The organism is Lancefieldella parvula, assembly GCF_963547875.1.
In the GTDB taxonomy this organism is placed as follows: domain Bacteria; phylum Actinomycetota; class Coriobacteriia; order Coriobacteriales; family Atopobiaceae; genus Lancefieldella; species Lancefieldella parvula_D.
In genome coordinates this window covers 1-17,460 of sequence record NZ_CAUUSI010000005.1, presented here as the reverse complement: position 1 = coordinate 17,460, position 17,460 = coordinate 1, and the positions used below count along the sequence as shown (strand labels likewise).

Here is a 17,460-nt window from a genome sequence, read left to right as displayed (position 1 = left end):
GCTTCTTTCATACTTCAGTTACAACAAAAGGTCCTTCTCGACTGGCGAGAAGGACCTTTTACTTGCAGATGCTTTGACAAGTCTACTATGACATGGTGATGTCTTTACTTCCTGAGACTTTCATGAACAGAATCAGAGAAAGAACAGTGAATAGAATCAAGATAGTAGAAAGTGCGGCTGCAGTACCGTAGTTTCCACGAAGGACCTCGGTATAGATTGCAACGGTCATTGTTTTAGTCTTGACGGTGTAAAGCAGAATTGAAGTAGAAAGCTCGGTAATCATAGTAATCCAGGTAAGGATTGCTCCTGAAACAATTCCTGAAGCCATCATTGGGACAGTTATTTTTAGGAAGGTATTGAACCTTGATGAACCTAGACTTTCGGCGGCCTCTTCAATGGTAATAGGAATTTGGCGCAAAATTGCTTCTGAAGATCTAACAGTAAAGGGAAGCCTTCGCATAGCGAATGAAACTGCCATGATAGTCACCGTTCCAGTGATCGCCAAAAAACCACTTCCACCAATACCAGAATTAAATGCGGTAATAAAGGCAATACCCAAAACAGTACCAGGAATGATATAAGGCATCATGCCTAAGGTATCCGTGAGCTTAGTTAGGACATTGCGATGTCTAACTGCAACATAAGCGAGGGTAACACCAATAAACAAAACAATAACAAGTGCAATCAGAGGAATGCGCAGAGTATTAAAAATGGCTGTGGTGAAGCCCGGTCGTGTAAAGACCTGAATATAGCTGTTGAAGGAATATCCTGGAACAAAAATCATGCCGCTTGTCTTGAGGAATGAAGTGTAAACAAGATAGCCTTGAGGCAAAATTGCCATAGCGATAATGAAATAAACAAAACCCAGTAGTGGAATTTTTTTCCAGCCATGAACAGGGGATGGTTCAATTGGATGCAGTGAGTTCATGGTAAAGCTGAATTTATTTGCTATTGCTTGCTGAATAAAGAAGAGCAGCATGGCAATAACAATTGCGATAATTGCAAGAGCTGCCGCAAAGGTATCATTGCCACCAACTTCGGAAATAAATTCTTGATAGATGGTAACAGGGAAGGTTCTATAACCTTCACCAATAAGCATTGGTGTGCCAAAGTCTGCAAATGATTTCATGAATACCAAAAGTGCAGATGCAATAATGGTCGGTGTCATTAGGGGCAAGAGGACGCTAAAGAAACGTTTTACACCCGTGCATCCCATTGACGCGGCTGCTTCAAGAACAGAGCTATCAACTTTTTTAAGAGCACCCGAGACATACATGAATACTAATGGGAAAAGCTGAAGCGTAAAAACCAGAACAATTCCTGGAATTCCGTAAATGTTGATTTGTGGAAGATGTAAGACATTTACGAAAAATGTTGTAATAACACCGCTTCTACCAAGAAGAAGGATCCAAGAATATGCACCGACAAAAGGTGGGGACATAGAAGCGACAACAATTAAGATTTGAAGAAGAGGCTTACCTCTAAAGTCAAACATGGCAAAGAGGTAGCCCATAACAGAACCAAGAAGAAGCGATAGAAGTGTTCCAAGACTGGAAACTACAACACTGTTCAGAAGTGTTTGACTGTAGTATTCGTTGGTAAAAAACTCGGTAAATGAGCTCAAAGTAAATGAACCATCTACGAATACTGCTTTACTTAAAACTGTCAAGATAGGGTAAACCAAAAAGGTAAGGTAAATCACAAAGACTACCATGGTAATTGTGGTCCACATATTCCAATTAAGGGAAGAAGAGCCTTTTACCTTTGCGGTTTTTTCTATTGCTACACCCGCCATACTACTTCACCTGCTCTAAAAGGTTTTGAGTACCGTCTGCGGTGAAGATGTTAATCTTTGATGTGTTAACAGCCAGATGAATAACGTCGCCAGGTTTTAGATTTTCCTCAAATGTGGACTCTTCAGTTACCTCAATGCGTTCAGCAAAGTTTGTGTTCAGCAGATAATTAACACTTGAGCCAAGGTAAACACTATTATCAACAGTTGCTTCTATAACACCTGACTCGTCTTTAATGAATTCCTCAGGCCTAATAGAAACACGAACGTCCTGTGGTTCTACATGGTCATATTCCTGAAGCTCAAGCTTATACTCGCCAATCTGGAGGAAAGTCTTATTGTTTTCTTTAATTATCTTTGCATCAATGAGATTAGTTTTACCAATAAAGTTTGCAACAAACTCATTGTGTGGTTTGTGATAAAGCTCCTTTGGAGAACCTACTTGTTGAATCTCACCCAGGTTCATAACAGCAATGTGGTCAGAAATTGTCATTGCTTCTTCCTGGTCATGAGTAACGTATACCGTTGTAATACCAATACTACGCTGAATATCACGGATAGCCTGACGCATATCAACGCGAAGCTTTGCATCTAGATTTGAAAGAGGCTCATCCATTAGAAGGACGTCTGGATTAATAACAAGTGCCCTAGCAAGAGCGACGCGCTGTTGCTGACCACCAGAAAGCTGATCAGGTTTACGATCTGCAAATTGATCAATCTGCATCAGCTTAAGATACTCATCTGTTCTGGTCTCGAGTTCTTCTTTAGCAACCTTGCGTTGTTTAAGACCAAAAGCAACATTATCCCTAACTGTTAGATGAGGGAAAATTGCATAGTTTTGGAAAACCATACCAATATTACGCTTGCTAGGCTCCATGTCGTTAATACGGGTTTCGCCAAAGAAGAAATCTCCGCCTTCAATAGAGTTAAATCCAGCAATCATGCGCAAAAGAGTGGTCTTGCCGCAGCCAGAAGGGCCGAGGAGTGTGAATAACTCACCGTTTTCAATAGTGAGATTAAGGTCATCAATTACAACAGTTTTTCCGTTGTAGACTTTGCGGGCATGCTCAATACGAATTTCGCTCATTAGAACCGCCTTGCTCAAACAGTGTTTACATGCAAGGCGAGAAAACCTTAGAGCTCTAAGATTTTCTCGCCATAAACTAATACAAACAGTACTTACTTGTTGTTCTGAATATCAGTAAAAATCTTGGTATAGCGAGAAATGATTTCGTCCTTGTGGCTAGCGACGTACTTCATATCCTCTTCTTTGATGTTGATCTTATCGATTGGCTTCATGTTAGGGTTCATCTCAACATCAGTACGAACTGGACGAGCGGTTGTCTCGCGAGCAATGATGTTCTGAGCCGGCTGAGAGACGATAAAGTCAATCCAAGCCTTTGCTTGCTCCATATTGTTGGCACCCTTAATGATGCCCGTATTTGCAGGTAGGAAGACTGTTCCTTCGGTTGGGTAAACAACGTCAACATTTGCGCCATCAATAAGAAGGCGGACGCATGGATCCTCATAAGAGAGGCCAACGGCGTTTTCGCCGTCAGCGACAGTCTTGTAAACGTTGGAAGAACCAGTTGCAATCTTTCCGTTTACGAGGGTAAATACCTGCTTAACATAATCCCAAGCCTGATCAGACTCATAGCCGCCCATGTCAATAAGCATGTTGGTGAGCTGTGCAAATGCAGAAGAGGAGTTAGAAGGGTCTGCAGAGATGATTTTGTCTTTTAGGTCATCGCGGAGAAGATCTGCATATCCAGTGATGTTCATGCCCTTGGTAAGGTCCTTATTCAGAAGAAGAACAGAGCCATCAAGGCAGTAATAAGTGCAGAAACCATTGGTGTTGCGATACTGCTCAATTACGTTGTCGTTCTCGGTAGAAGTATATTTTTCAAAGAGATCTTCATTTGAAAGGTAAATATTGTAAGCACCGCCCCAGACGACGTCAGCAATTGGCTTTGAAGCCTCAGACTGGAGTTTCTTGAAGAGCTCACCAGTACCAGCCTGAATGAGGTCAACCTTAATACCAGTTGCCTCCTCAAATGCTGGAATTACAGTATTTACAAGAGTTTCGGAGTTTGGAGTATACATGGTCATGCTTCCGCCAACCTGCTTTGTACCCTCTCCCTCTTCTTTCTTGGTAGTTCCCGAATCACAGCCAGCAAGACCAAGCCCAGCTGCAGCTACACATGCACCAGAAACAAAGCCACGACGAGTCATTGAGGTTTTCATAGGAACTCCTTTTCAAAAACCGGATAATTATTTACTTTGCAAAGAATGCAAAGTCCAGTTTAAATACTACAGATAACATGAAACTTTTAATCAACGTTTATGTGAGCGGTAGCAAATATATTCCTAAGCGTTATATAATGAATAAACGTTCAAATTGTTCAACGTCTAGTTTTATAGCCATAAAGTATGTAATTTTTTGTATGTATTATTCTAGGAAGTGTGTGGTAAAACAATGGTAAAACGTGTGCCTACACCTTCGCGTGAAAGCACCTCAATAGAGCCGTCATGATTATCGACAATCCATTTTGCGATGGATAGTCCAAGTCCAGAACCTTCGTTGCTTTCAATACGAGCGTTGTCGGCTCTCCAGAATCTCTCAAAAATATGACCGGCTGCTGCCTCGGGCATACCCATACCTTCATCTTCGATTGAAACTTGAACGGTTTTTTCGTCATACGCGACATTAAAAGAAATGGTGGTCTGAGCAGCAGAATATCGAGCAGCATTTTGCACGATGATACGGATAGACTGTTTAATCATGGCGGTATCAGCAAGCACCTGATAGCGGTCATCCTTCAATACGCCTTGATCAAATTTCAGCGCATAGTGGTGATCTGGATCAATCATTTCCGACTCTTCACAGACCTCAGAAGTTATCCGTGCAAGATTGAGCTTAGTCTTTGTGAGGGTATTTCTTCCTGCGTCTCCGCGTGCTAAGAAGAGGAGCTGCTCAACAAGGTCATGCATGTGTTCGCTCTCGGATTTGAGTGCAGCGATAGACTCATCTAGTACAGCCTCGTCTGTCTTACCCCAGCGATCCAGCATGTCAGTATAACCTCGGATAACAGCTATAGGCGTTCGAAGCTCGTGGCTAGCATCATTGACAAAGCGCATCTGTTGCAATTTTGCTTCTTGCATACGTTGAAGCAGTTTATTCAAGGCAATCTCAATACTTGCCAGGTCTTGGTCACCTGTTTGAATCTTTGGCGCGTTGATATTGGCTTCTTCAATCGCCTGTTCAAGACTCCTGATTTTCTCACTTTTGACCAGGACTTCATTTGTTGTAGCTTCGGTAGAAAGAACATCACTATTTACCAGTTGGTCGGCTTTAAGTGCAAGTGTATTGAGGGGCTGAAGAGCTCTTCTGACACGACGCATATCACCGAAGAATGACAACAGATCAATGATTTCCCAGATAAGAATTGCAATATACATGGGCCAGAAGCGTGCTAACTCTACGCCTAAATCAAATATTTTTGCGCCAAAAGTAGGGCCATGAACAATGTATTTTAGGCTTGAGAGTCCGTGTAAGAAAGTGAATCCAGTAAGAGAAATAGAGTGAGACTCAGTAGGGAAAAAACCCAGGTAAAAAGTACCTTGCGGAACATGCTGGTTATACATATAAATAAAAATCAGAGCAATAGTTACCAGTAAAAAGAGATTAAAGCCGACGTAATTCATCAGCTTACGCCACCAAAATCCCCAGGTAATTACTCCAGCTGTCGACGAATCAGAGGGAGTAAAGAAAGGCTTTTTATGCTCTTGTATGGTGGGCTGGTTATGCTTCTCTGATGACATATCCGACTCCACGAACAGTAGTAATTAGCTTGATGTTATAGCGGTCGTCTATTTTTGCACGTAGATGGGCAATATGTACATCCACGTTATTAGTCTCTCCGGCAAACTCATAACCCAAGGCTTCAGCAGCAATACGCTCACGACTCATAACAACACCAGCGTGTTCCATAAGCATACGGAGGACTTCAAATTCCTTAGTAGTAAGTTCGATTGAATCGTTCTTGACACAGACTTCTCTTCGATCAACATCAAGCGAGACACCTTTAAGCGTAAAAGTGTTAGCAGCCACTGCTTGTGGAACTGCTTGAGAGTTTGTGTTATCTGCTTCATGATGCTTAAGGGCCACTCGAATGCGGGCGAGAAGTTCCTCTATCGCAAAAGGTTTGGTGAGGTAGTCATCTGCACCCGCATCGAGACCAGCTACTTTATCCATAACCGAATCACGAGCAGTAAGCATGATGGTAGGCGTGTTTTTCTCGCGACGAATCCTTCTAAGAACTTCTAGACCATTAAGCTGGGGGAGAAGTACATCAAGCAAGATAAGGTCGTAGTCATTTGACAGTGCTTTTTCAGCTCCGGTTCTTCCGTCAAGAGCTTTGTCTACTTCATAGCCCTCATGTTTAAGCTCGAGTTCTACAAAGCGTGCAATTTTTTCTTCATCTTCAACGATAAGAACCTTAATCATTTTCTCGCCTAAATATCGAAGTTTTCTATTTTAGGTTTGGAACCAATTTCATTTTATTTTTTGTCGATAACATCTTTTTTGATGGAACCCGCTGCATCTGCAGCCTTATCCATTGCCTCATTTACATCAACAACAATAGGATAAGCTCCCTGAATGTGATAACGCATCTCAAAGAACAAGCCAATGATGAGCAGCCAGAATGTAGCACCCCAGAGGAATAGACCAACAATCGGAATAATTACTGGCATGGCCATGAACTGCTCGCCACGACGAGTAACAATAAATTTTGCTTCTACACTCTTATGGAAGAGTTCCTTGCACTTTTCCCAAAGAGAAGACATATTCTCTGAGAAATCAGACTTCTTGCTTGATTCTTGGTAGGCAATTTGAGCTGCTTCCATTTCTGGAGAAACGTCTGACTGTGCAGCTGACTCAGTAGTATAGTTTGCAGACTGCTTAGTGGACTTGCCCTGCTTCTCGAGCCAAATAATTGCATCAAGAACATTATCATCACAAGCGTCAAGTGCTGCCTTTGCGTCCTCATAGCTTACGCCGCACTTCTCGCGAATTACTTCAACCTTTTCTAGCTTTTCCATGATCAGCTTCCTTTCGAGATGTTAAAGACGCCTCTCGTCTTCGTGATACATGGTCTCTTATAAAGATTAACCAATTATTGAGACTAGATTAAGCTTTCATAAGTATTTTAATGGGATTGTTTACACGTCTCAATTACAGGTAGCGCGCTTACCACTTACCGATTACTTATAAAACTAGCTTGTTTTAGCTATTCAGCAGTTTGAAACTATTAAATAGTTATATATAGCTAACTTATGGCAGTTTAAGCCTTGCTTTCTCTGTCAAAGCCAGCCTGAATAACAGACACTACATTGTGAGTTTGTGGCAGGAGGCGGTGTGGGTATGGCAAATCGTCAGAACCAAAGTATTCAAGCTACTGAGTGCAACCAAAATACAAAACAGGATCCTCAGCAATCTGAAGTAAATCCTGTTGCAGTATTGCTCGAGTGGTCAGACAGAAAAGGTATGTACGCGCTCTCTGTCATCCTTGCCATTATTGGCGTTTTGGGAGGAATGGTTCCCTACGTTGCCGCAGGCAACATGGTGGTTGGTATCTTTAATGGAATTCAAGAATGGCCGTTTTACCTGTATTGGGGACTTATAGCGGGTCTTAGCTATTTAGTAAAAATAGTTTTTCACCATCTTTCAACTATCGTTTCTCATAAGGCAACGTTTGCGACTATTGCAAACATGCGCACCCGAGTGGCAAAGAAGCTGACAACTATCCCCATGGGATATGTGCTTGATACGCCTTCCGGCTCTCTCAAACGCTTGTTAGTCGAGAAGATCGATAGTATTGAAACCACGCTTGCTCATGCAGTTCCTGAGCTCACTTCAAACCTTACGGCTGCTTTTGCGGTTTTTGTGTACCTCATTGTTTTAGACTGGCGACTTGCTCTTGCTGCTTTGCTCACTATTATTGTGGGACTTGCCTGCTTATCAGGCATGATGAAAGACTATGAGTATTGGTATCAGAATACTATCGTAACTGGTAAAGAGATGAATAATGCCTCAGTTGAGTATGTGTCAGGAATTGAGGTAATTAAGGCTTTTGGACAGTCTGCAAGTTCTTACGAGAAATTTTCAAAGGCTGTTTACGCTTCTGCCCATGCTTTTATTGATTGGATGAGCCACTGCCAAATCTGGCAGGATGCCATGCTATCAATTGCTCCTGCAACGTTAGTAACGGTATTGCCTCTGGGATGCTTGTTTGTGCTTCAGGGAACTCTTTCTCCTTCTACGTTTGTTATGTGTGCCGTGCTTTCTTTAGGAATTTTTCAGCCGCTCTTTGAAGCAATGAGCTTTATGGATTCTCTTGCGCAGGTAGGCTCTGTTGTCAAAGAAATCTCTGAGGTTTTGAATTACCCAGATCAGATGAGAGCCACGGCTCCCTGCACACTTGAAGGGACTGAAATTAAGTTAAGCGATGTTCGTTTCTCGTACGGAAGCAATGAAGTAATCCATGGGATTACTTTAGATATTGAGCCAGGACAAGTTACGGCACTTGTTGGTCCAAGTGGATCAGGTAAGTCTACTGTTGCACGGCTTATCGCAGGTTTCTGGGATCCAAATGAAGGGTCTGTTTCTATTGGAGGGCAAGATATTCGTTCCTGCACTCCAACTCAACTCGCAGATCTTGTAGCTTACGTTGATCAAGATAGTTACCTTTTTGACGAGACCATTATGAAAAACATCAGGATGGGCAAAAAAGATGCCACCGATGATGAGGTAATTGCTTGTGCAAAAGCTTCTGGATGCCACAACTTCATCCAATCACTTCCTCACGGCTATCAAACGGTTGTAGGAGGTTCAGGTGGGCATCTTTCTGGCGGAGAGCGCCAGCGTGTAGCAATTGCTCGAGCAATGCTCAAAAACGCTTCGATTATTATATTGGATGAGGCAACAGCTTATGCGGATCCAGAATCTGAAGCAGAGGTTGAATCTGCAGTTGCAAAGCTGGTAGCTGGTAAAACGCTAGTGGTTATCGCGCACCGTCTTTCTACCGTACAAAATGCCGACAAAATTGTTGTTGTAAACGATGGCTCTATTGAAGCTGAGGGTACGCATAATCAGCTTATGGAGACATGCCCGCTCTATGCAACCATGTACCGTGCTCACATTGGCGCACTCGACGAGGCTTAAGGGGGAGTAAAAATGCTGTCTGTTCTAAAAATGTACTTTCAATTTGGAAGTTTTTATCGCCAGAAACTCCACAAGGGCCTTTTCTTTACCGTTCTTGGTTGTCTCTTTGAAGGAGTGCAAATAACAGCGCTTTGGATAGTTTTTACTGCTCTTACTACGGATACACTTTCAACTCAGACGATAGTTTCTGCACTGGGAGTTATGCTTCTGAGCATTATAGGAACGTTTGTCTGCGCTCATTTTAAGAGTGAGAATTTCTGTGACGCTAATTTCAGTATGGCTGGCGCTAAGCGTGCGGAAATTGGAGATACACTGCGCCGCTTGCCCATGGGTTATTTTAACGAGAATAGCCTTGGAGAAGTAACAGCTGTTATGACCAACCAGCTAGATGTAATGCAAAATCTTGGTGGCTTGCTCTATATGATGGTTTTTGGTGGTTTGGCCTTAACAGCAATTATTGTTGCATTCCTGTTTGTATTTTGTTGGCAGTTAGGCCTTATAACTGCAGCTACGTTTGCACTTTTCTGCATAACAATGGAGGTCTTGCAGGCCTACGTGCGTAATACATCAGATGATTATGTGGCCGCAAATACTACTTTGATTAGCTCCGTCCTTGAGTATGTTCGCGGCATTAGCGTGGTAAGGGCATTTTCCCTTATTGATGATGCTGAGGGAAAGTACGCCAAAGCAGTTGATGATTGCCGTGTCCAAGCGCTCAAACTTGAGTTTAAGGCGCTTCGTTTCTCTGTTCTGCAGATGGTTATCTCCAAGGCTACAAGCATTATTATGTGCCTGGTATCAGTTGGACTATGGCTATCTGGAACACTTGATACAGCTACGTGCTTAACCGTAGTGGTTATGTCGTTTATGTTGTTTAGCCGTCTTGAATCCGCTGGTCGTTTCTCAACTATTCTGCGTAACATTGAAATTGCAATGGAGCAAACAAACGCTATTCTCGCCACTCCTGCAATGGAAGAGGGAGAAGGTTTGGAGAAAGCGGATTCTTGCGACATAGAGCTTTCTCATGTCTCGTTTGGCTACGACGACAGGCAAATTCTTGACGATGTGAGTCTCTCGATTCCTGCAGGTACTTCTTGTGCCATTGTAGGTCCAAGTGGTTCGGGCAAGACAACGCTTGTCCGTTTGATTGAACGCTTCTGGGATGTGAATACAGGCCAGGTTACGCTTGGTGGACGCGATGTACGTGACTATAAGGTTGACGCTCTGCTCCAAAATTTCTCCACCGTATTTCAGGGAGTATTCCTTTTTGATGACACTATTGAGAACAACATCAAGTTTGGTAATCCAAGTGCAACTCATGAGCAAGTAGTTGACGCAGCTAAGCGTGCCTGCTGTGAAGAGTTTATCCAGGCGTTACCTGACGGATATGAAACACGCTTAGGAGAAGGCGGCTCAATGCTTTCTGGTGGCGAGCGCCAGCGTCTTTCTATTGCGCGCGCTATCTTAAAAGATGCGCCGATTGTGGTGCTTGATGAGGCAACGGCTAATGTTGATCCAGAAAACGAGCTTGAACTTCAGCGTGCAATCGCCGAGCTAACAAAGTCTAAGACCGTTATTATGATTGCCCATCGCCTAAAGACGGTGCGTAAAGCAAATCAGATACTTGTCCTGGATAAGGGCCGTATTGTGCAAAGAGGCACTCACGAATCACTGATGGCAGAAGGCGGCATCTACGCTGATTTTGTTAACATGCGCGAGAAAACCGTCGGCTGGAAAATTGCCTAACTGCTGGTAAGCACTGAGAAATATCACACGTAAAAAATATGCACCCAAGCTTGTGCTTGGGTGCATATAACGTTAAAGCTGAAATGCGGTTTACTGAACCTGGCAAATCATAGCAACATTAGTTGAAGTGGTGTAGTCACCAAGACGTGGGCTGGTATGAGGATCGCCAGCAGTCAGAACAACAATATCGCCAGTCTCTACAACGCCAACTTCTTTTGCAACGTTCAGAGCGTTGTACATGGTGTTAGAAAGTGTGCCCTGCTCAGAGGTCTTGAATGCATAGACGCCCCAATAGAAGCAAGTGCGACGAACTGCCTCATCGGATGGAGACATTGCATACAGAGGACGCTTTGGACGGAAGTTAGAAACAAGGCGAGCGGTACGGCCAGAGTGTGTTGGGCAGATGATGCACTTTGCGTCAACACGGATTGCCATATCAACTGCAGCAAAGCCAGTAGCGCCGTTGACGTTCTTAAGGCCCTCACGCTGGTGATAGACATCCTTGACTGGCAGGTACTTCTCGGTCTCCTTGCAGATGGAAGCCATAGTCTTTACAGCCTCAACAGGATACTTACCAGCTGCGGACTCACCGGAAAGCATGACGCAGTCAGTGCCGTCATAGATTGCGTTAGCAACGTCGGTAACCTCTGCACGGGTTGGACGAGGGTTGCGAATCATAGAGTCAAGCATCTGAGTTGCGGTGATGACAGGCTTGTAAGCATCGTTGCACTTCTTTATGACGGTCTTCTGGATGTGAGGAACCTCAGCTGCAGGAACCTCAACGCCAAGGTCACCACGGGCAACCATGATGCCGTTAGAAGCTGCAAGAATCTCGTCAAAGTTCTTTACGCCAAGAGCGGACTCAATCTTAGGGAAGATCTGTACGTTAGGAGTGCCCATCTCACGGCAGATGTTACGAATCTCCTCGACTGCAGCACCATCACGGATGAAGGAAGCAGCAATTGCATCAATACCAAGCTCGCAACCAAACATGATGTCTGCGCGGTCCTGCTCAGTGACGGAAGGAAGACCAATGTTGACGTTAGGAACGTTTACGCCCTTCTTCTCGCCAAGCTCACCACCGTTGATGATCTTGCAGTGCATGTCGGTGCCCTCAACGTGATCAACCTCAAGACCAATGAGGCCGTCATCAATAAGGATGATAGAGCCCTTCTTGACCTCTTTTGGAAGATTCTTGTAGTCAAGCGAGAAGCGCTGAGCATTACCAATGACATCATCATCGGTGGTTACAATGACGGACTCACCAGTAGTAAGGGTGACCTTCTTGCCATCCTCGAGAAGACCGGTGCGAACCTCAGGTCCCTTTGTATCAAGCATGATAGCAATAGGAATACCAAGCTCATCAGAGATAGAACGAACGCGACCAATCATAGTGCGGTGATACTCATGGCTACCGTGCGAGAAGTTGAAGCGTGCGACGTTCATGCCAGCAAGAATGAGCTCACGAAGGACCTCATCACTTTCTGTAGCAGGACCCATAGTACAAACAATCTTGGTCTTTTTGCGAGCCATATCTCTCCTTTTCATAGGAATTGAAATCACATTCAGATATCAATAGTAACCGTTTTTGAAGCGATTGTTTCTCTGGTACTTAGCAAACCACACTTTTATCAACATAGTCAGTACCCTCAGAAAAAGCAGTTGCGTTATCTAGCGTAACCTGAGCAATCTGAGCAAGTGCCTCATGAGTAAAGAATGCCTGATGACTTGTCATAACTACGTTAGGGAAGGAGCAAAGTGTAGAGGTAATTGAATCAAAGACCTCAGCACCACGGTCCTTATAAACGTTTGGATTTTCTTCTTCATAAACGTCAAGGCCACAAGCACCAATCTTGCCAGAAAGAATGCCGCGAATAAGAGCCTTGGTGTCAATAAGTCCTCCGCGACCAGTATTAACGAGAATGACGCCATCTTTCATCTTTCCGATGGTCTTATCGTTAATCATGTGATAGCTCTCATCATTCAAGAAAGCGTGGAGTGAAATAAAGTCCGAACGCTCCCAGAGCTCATCGTAGCTGACATACTCATCAACAACGTGCTCGTCATTGACAAGGCTCATATTTGGATAGAGGTCTGCGCCAAGGACGTGCATGCCAAAGCCTTTGCAGATACGGCAAAGTGCTGCGCCAATACGACCAGTTCCAACAATTCCAGCAGTTTTACCGTGAAGTGTATCGCCAACAAGGCCAACAAGCGAGAAGTTATTCTCGCGAATTCTGATGTAACCACGGTGAATACGACGGTTAGCAGCAAGTGCAAGACCCATTGCGTGCTCTGCGATTGCCTCAGGGGAGTAAGCAGGTACGCGTGTAACGGTAATGCCAAGGTCTTTAGCAGCGTTAACGTCAACAGCGTCAAAGCCAGCGCAGCGCATAAGCAGCAGCTTAACGTCAAAGCCGGCAAGAATCTCAAGGGTCAGAATTGAGGCATCTGCGTTAACAAAAGCGCAGACAGCGTCATAACCCTTGGCAAAGCCTGCGGTCATAGGCGTAAGGTTTGACTCGATGTAGTCGATTGAAATGTCTGGATACTTTGGAAGCTCAAGGTTGAAAGAATCCTTGTCGTAACTTTGAGCACCATAAAACAGGATTTTCATAACTGCCTCCTTGCCAAAACTAACGTTTGGCTTATGTTGTTATGTTCTGCGCTTATTGTACCCCTTGAATAACAATTATTCGCCGCATAACAGGAGTTTTAAGAAATATTTATAAGGTTTGAAAAAAGAAAGAATACGGTAAAATGATAGAGCATTGTAAGGTCCTATGATAGGACGTTGTAAGGTCCTGACACGGCAACCTTGGTGAGCCCTTGCCCCTCTCCTGGGGAATTATGATCGGGCATCAATCTGTCAGGTAGAAACCCAGGAGGAACTTTGAAAGAGTATCTTTCAAGTGCGTCTGATGTTATCAGTGCGCAAAAAACTGATGTTGAAGCTGGATTGTCTGATGTAGAAGCAGCTTCTCGTCTTGAGGCCCACGGTCTTAATAAGCTTAAAGAGGCACCAAAAGAATCAATCATTAAAAGGTTCTTTGCACAGATGGCTGACCCTATGGTCATCATGCTTCTTATTGCTGCTGCTATTTCCGCTGCTGAAGGAATTTATACCGGTGAAGGTGGAATTGCGGACGTTGTCATTATTCTGTTTGTTGTTGTCATCAACTCTGTGCTTGGCGTGGTCCAGGAAGGCAAGGCTGAGGAAGCTCTTGCTGCTTTGCAAGAGATGAGTGCAGCTCAGAGCAAGGTTATCAGAGACGGTCGTCTTGAGACGGTTGCCTCAACCGAGCTAGTCGTGGGAGATATTATCCTTCTTGAGGCAGGTGACTCTGTCCCAGCTGATTGCCGCATTCTTGAGAGCGCTTCTATGAAGGTAGAGGAGTCGGCGCTCACGGGTGAATCAGTTCCTGTCGAGAAACACGCGGAGACCCTCAGTCTTGCTGAAGACACCGATGACATTCCTTTGGGTGACCGAAAGAATATGTGCTACTCCGGATCTATTGTGGTCTATGGACGCGGTCGTGCAGTTGTTGTTGCAACAGGCATGGACACTGAGATGGGCAAGATTGCGGACGCAATTTCCCAGGCAGAAGAGGGACAGACTCCACTTCAGATTGCGCTTGATAAGCTTTCACATACACTTACCATTCTTGTTGTTGTCATCTCACTGCTTGTTTTTGCAACAGGCTTTATTAAGCACGGTGTCGAGATGCTTGGCAACTTTGACCTTGTCCTTAGTACGTTTATGGTTGCAGTTTCTCTTGCAGTAGCTGCAATTCCAGAGGGTCTTGTTGCTGTTGTTACCATCGTTCTTTCTATGGGCGTTACCAGAATGAGCGAGCGCCACGCTATTGTTCGTCGTCTTACTGCAGTTGAGACCCTTGGTTGTACTCAGGTTATCTGCTCTGATAAGACCGGTACTCTGACTCAGAACAAGATGACTGTTGTTCGTCATGAGACAGAAAACCTTGATGCACATGTGCGTACCATGGCACTGTGCTCAGACGCTACCTGGGACGATGCGGAGCAGGTTGCAAAGGGTGAGCCAACCGAAGCTGCTCTTGTTGCAGACGCTGCAAAACTTGGATACACCACAAGTGACCTTGCTTCTTCTCGCCCTCGCATCGGCGAGGCGCCCTTTGACTCTTCTCGTAAGATGATGTCTGTTGTGGTGCGCACCCGCTCCGGCAAGGTTGTACAGCACACTAAGGGTGCGCCTGACGAGGTACTTGCTCGCTGCACCAAGATTATGACAAGTGATGGCATTATTGACCTCACCGATGAGGCTCGCTCTGAGATTTTGGCTCAGAACAAGTCCATGGCTGACCAGGCTCTTCGCGTTATGGCATCTGCTCGTCGTGACTGGGGAACAGAAGCTCCTCAGAGCTATGATCCAGCTAACCTTGAGCACGACATGGTCTTTGTTGGACTTTCAGGCATGATTGACCCAGTTCGTCCTGAGGTTAAGGGTGCTGTTGCTGAGGCTCATGAAGCTGGTATGCGCACCGTTATGATTACAGGTGACCACATTGATACGGCCGTTGCTATTGCGGTTGAGCTGGGCATTATTGCCGATCGCTCTCAAGCAATTACCGGCGCACAGCTTGATAAGATTTCTGACGAAGAGTTTGAGCAGCGTATTGAGACAATTGGCGTTTACGCACGTGTTCAGCCTGAGCACAAGGTTCGCATTGTTGATACCTGGCGCAAAAAGGGCATGGTTACAGCCATGACGGGCGACGGCGTTAACGATGCGCCTTCCATTAAGCGCGCTGATATTGGTATTGGTATGGGCATTACTGGTACCGACGTTACCAAGGGCGTTGCAGATATGGTTCTGGCAGACGATAACTTTGCCACCATCATTAGCGCCTGCGAAGAGGGAAGGCGCATCTACGACAACATTCGTAAGTGTATCCAGTTCCTCTTGAGTTCCAACCTTGCTGAGGTCATTTCCGTCTTCATTGCGTCTCTGGTTGGCTTTACTATCCTTCAGCCTACCCACCTTCTGTGGATTAACCTAATCACCGACTCTCTGCCAGCTCTTGCTATGGCAACCGAGAAGGCTGAGCCAGGTATTATGAAGCGTAAGCCTCGTAACCCTAAGGACGGCATCTTTGCAGGTGGCGTTGGTTTTGACTGCCTTGTCCAGGGCTCTATCATTGCTCTTCTCACCATTGTCAGCTATTTCATTGGCCATTACTTTGAGTATGGAACCTTTGACATCTCACAGGTCATTGCTAACCCAGAGGCTGGCGTTGAGGGTATGACCATGGCATTCTTGACGCTTTCTATGGTTGAGATGTTCCACTCCTTTAACATGCGTTCTCTGCGTGGTTCTATCTTTAAGCTAACCAGCCAAAACATTTGGCTGTGGGGTTCTTTTGTTATGTCTTTGATTCTCACCTTTGTGGTAATTGAGACACCACTTTCTCAGGCGTTTGGCTTTGCTGAGATTGGTTTTGAAGAGTACGCCATGGCAATGCTTTTAGCTGCATCGATTATTCCTCTGATGGAGCTGTACAAGGCTGTTATGCGTTCTGTGCAGAAAAACAAAGCATAAGGTAGGGCGCACTCTTGTCCGCTAAGCGTACAAAAAGTTCCAAGAAACTAGGAGCCGGCAGGACTCAAGGGTCACTGCCGGCCCTTTCTTCATTGCTGGATGTTCCAGCGTTTGAACAACTGACTCCATCGTCGGCTCAGACGCAGGCTTACGCAAACGTCGTATCTGAGCTTGAAGCTCAAGGGGTTTCTCGCCAGACGATGACCATGGCCTGCGTGGTCCGTTTGGATAGGGGATTTCCTGCGGTTGTGTCAGAGCAGGGAGTGTTTCGCGCCGAGTTTGCTGCACGCGTGACTAAGGGCCAGAACTCCACGGTGGCTGTTGGCGACTGGGTATGTGCGCGCATTCCGGACTCGCACGATATGGGCATCATCGAGGCGGTTCTGCCGCGAGAGACCGATATTGCTCGCTGGAAGGGTGGAGCCCGTGGTCAAAAGCAGACTTTGGCCGCAAACGTTGATCTGGTGCTTGTAGTACAGGCCTTGGACGGCGAGGTTGTCTCGGTAGATCGTATTGTGCGCTCAGCAGTTATTTCTAAAGACTGCGGCGCTGCTTGCGCTGTGGTGCTTACTAAGTCAGATGTGGCAGGTCCGGAGCTTTTGGCTCAAGAGATTTCTTCTATCACCACAGCTCTTGGCTCTACAGTAAAAATTGTTGCAACAGCTTCAAAGCTTGAGGGCGAGAAAACCGATGCACTTGTAGATCTTGCGCGGACCGCTCAAAAGCTTGGAGCTGCGTGGGGAATTGATGCAGTTCGTAGTCTTGTTCCTTACGGCTCCGTGGCCATTGTGCTAGGAGAATCAGGTGCTGGTAAATCAACGCTTCTGAATGCGCTTTTGGGACATGAGGCGCTTGAAACGGGAGAAGTCCGCGAGTCTGATAAGGCTGGTCGTCATACAACGGTTGCTCGTCGTATGGTAGCGCTTCCTGACGCTGGTGTTATTGTGGACGAGCCTGGCCTCAGAAGTCTGCCTATTGTGGGTCATGAGAGGGGATTGCAGAAGATATTCCCGCATATCTCTGAAGCTGCTCAGACGTGTAAGTTTAGGGATTGCACCCATACTCATGAGCCAGGATGTAGCGTTCAAGACGCCCTGCATGAGGGCAAGATTACAGAAC

At 45.3% G+C, this 17,460-nt stretch carries 12 protein-coding genes; 4 read left to right on the top strand and 8 right to left on the bottom strand.

Annotated elements, in window-relative coordinates:
- Window positions 1-85 precede the first annotated feature (85 nt).
- The 6 genes from RWJ96_RS03160 to RWJ96_RS03135 form a co-directional block, all read right to left on the bottom strand.
- Window positions 86-1,795, bottom strand: a complete 1,710-nt coding sequence (locus RWJ96_RS03160; RefSeq protein WP_314018900.1) for an iron ABC transporter permease — start codon at window positions 1,793-1,795, stop codon at window positions 86-88.
- Window position 1,796: 1 nt separating this feature from the next.
- Window positions 1,797-2,879: an ABC transporter ATP-binding protein gene (locus tag RWJ96_RS03155; protein WP_314018899.1), complete on the bottom strand. Its 1,083-nt coding sequence runs from the start codon at window positions 2,877-2,879 to the stop codon at window positions 1,797-1,799.
- A gap of 92 nt (window positions 2,880-2,971) precedes the next feature.
- Entirely contained in the window at window positions 2,972-4,036 is a 1,065-nt protein-coding gene (locus RWJ96_RS03150) for an extracellular solute-binding protein (protein ID WP_314018898.1), read from the bottom strand.
- A 210-nt stretch (window positions 4,037-4,246) separates the two neighbouring features.
- Window positions 4,247-5,614 carry a HAMP domain-containing sensor histidine kinase gene (locus tag RWJ96_RS03145; protein WP_314018897.1) on the bottom strand — a complete coding sequence of 456 codons (1,368 nt, stop codon included), beginning with the start codon at window positions 5,612-5,614 and terminating at the stop codon, window positions 4,247-4,249.
- Window positions 5,595-6,299: a response regulator transcription factor gene (locus tag RWJ96_RS03140; protein WP_314018896.1), complete on the bottom strand. Its 705-nt coding sequence runs from the start codon at window positions 6,297-6,299 to the stop codon at window positions 5,595-5,597. Before RWJ96_RS03140 ends, RWJ96_RS03145 begins: the two co-directional genes overlap by 20 nt.
- Window positions 6,300-6,352: 53 nt before the next feature.
- Window positions 6,353-6,895, bottom strand: a complete 543-nt coding sequence (locus RWJ96_RS03135; protein WP_314018895.1) for a DUF4342 domain-containing protein — start codon at window positions 6,893-6,895, stop codon at window positions 6,353-6,355.
- A 322-nt stretch (window positions 6,896-7,217) separates the two neighbouring features.
- Between RWJ96_RS03135 and RWJ96_RS03130 the strand changes: the two genes are divergently transcribed.
- On the top strand, window positions 7,218-9,017 hold the full coding sequence (locus tag RWJ96_RS03130; RefSeq protein ID WP_314018894.1) for an ABC transporter ATP-binding protein: 1,800 nt from the start codon (window positions 7,218-7,220) through the stop codon (window positions 9,015-9,017).
- Between the two features lie 12 nt (window positions 9,018-9,029).
- A complete protein-coding gene (locus tag RWJ96_RS03125) occupies window positions 9,030-10,763 on the top strand; it encodes an ABC transporter ATP-binding protein (protein WP_314018893.1) in 1,734 nt (577 codons plus the stop codon).
- Window positions 10,764-10,853: 90 nt separating this feature from the next.
- On the opposite strand, the gene pyk is transcribed toward RWJ96_RS03125, so the two are convergent.
- Window positions 10,854-12,296: a pyruvate kinase gene (gene pyk / locus RWJ96_RS03120; protein ID WP_314018892.1), complete on the bottom strand. Its 1,443-nt coding sequence runs from the start codon at window positions 12,294-12,296 to the stop codon at window positions 10,854-10,856.
- A 79-nt stretch (window positions 12,297-12,375) separates the two neighbouring features.
- Window positions 12,376-13,380: a 2-hydroxyacid dehydrogenase gene (locus tag RWJ96_RS03115; RefSeq protein ID WP_314018891.1), complete on the bottom strand. Its 1,005-nt coding sequence runs from the start codon at window positions 13,378-13,380 to the stop codon at window positions 12,376-12,378.
- A 276-nt stretch (window positions 13,381-13,656) separates the two neighbouring features.
- On the opposite strand from RWJ96_RS03115, the gene RWJ96_RS03110 reads away from it, so the two are divergent.
- Both RWJ96_RS03110 and rsgA read left to right on the top strand, forming a co-directional pair.
- Window positions 13,657-16,341: a cation-translocating P-type ATPase gene (locus tag RWJ96_RS03110; protein ID WP_314018890.1), complete on the top strand. Its 2,685-nt coding sequence runs from the start codon at window positions 13,657-13,659 to the stop codon at window positions 16,339-16,341.
- A 14-nt stretch (window positions 16,342-16,355) separates the two neighbouring features.
- Window positions 16,356-17,460: ribosome small subunit-dependent GTPase A (gene rsgA / locus RWJ96_RS03105; protein ID WP_314018889.1), on the top strand; the 1,105-nt coding region annotated here is incomplete at its 3' end.

Excerpts from the sequence above, each read along its gene's own strand:
- RWJ96_RS03135 (WP_314018895.1), bottom strand. The coding sequence starts at position 6,895 with ATGGAAAAGCTAGAAAAGGTTGAAGTAATTCGCGAGAAGTGCGGCGTA.
- RWJ96_RS03115 (WP_314018891.1), bottom strand. The coding sequence starts at position 13,380 with ATGAAAATCCTGTTTTATGGTGCTCAAAGTTACGACAAGGATTCTTTC.
- pyk (WP_314018892.1), bottom strand. The coding sequence starts at position 12,296 with ATGGCTCGCAAAAAGACCAAGATTGTTTGTACTATGGGTCCTGCTACA.
- RWJ96_RS03125 (WP_314018893.1), top strand. The coding sequence starts at position 9,030 with ATGCTGTCTGTTCTAAAAATGTACTTTCAATTTGGAAGTTTTTATCGC.
- RWJ96_RS03130 (WP_314018894.1), top strand. The coding sequence starts at position 7,218 with ATGGCAAATCGTCAGAACCAAAGTATTCAAGCTACTGAGTGCAACCAA.
- RWJ96_RS03160 (WP_314018900.1), bottom strand. The coding sequence starts at position 1,795 with ATGGCGGGTGTAGCAATAGAAAAAACCGCAAAGGTAAAAGGCTCTTCT.
- RWJ96_RS03140 (WP_314018896.1), bottom strand. The coding sequence starts at position 6,299 with ATGATTAAGGTTCTTATCGTTGAAGATGAAGAAAAAATTGCACGCTTT.
- RWJ96_RS03145 (WP_314018897.1), bottom strand. The coding sequence starts at position 5,614 with ATGTCATCAGAGAAGCATAACCAGCCCACCATACAAGAGCATAAAAAG.
- RWJ96_RS03150 (WP_314018898.1), bottom strand. The coding sequence starts at position 4,036 with ATGAAAACCTCAATGACTCGTCGTGGCTTTGTTTCTGGTGCATGTGTA.
- RWJ96_RS03155 (WP_314018899.1), bottom strand. The coding sequence starts at position 2,879 with ATGAGCGAAATTCGTATTGAGCATGCCCGCAAAGTCTACAACGGAAAA.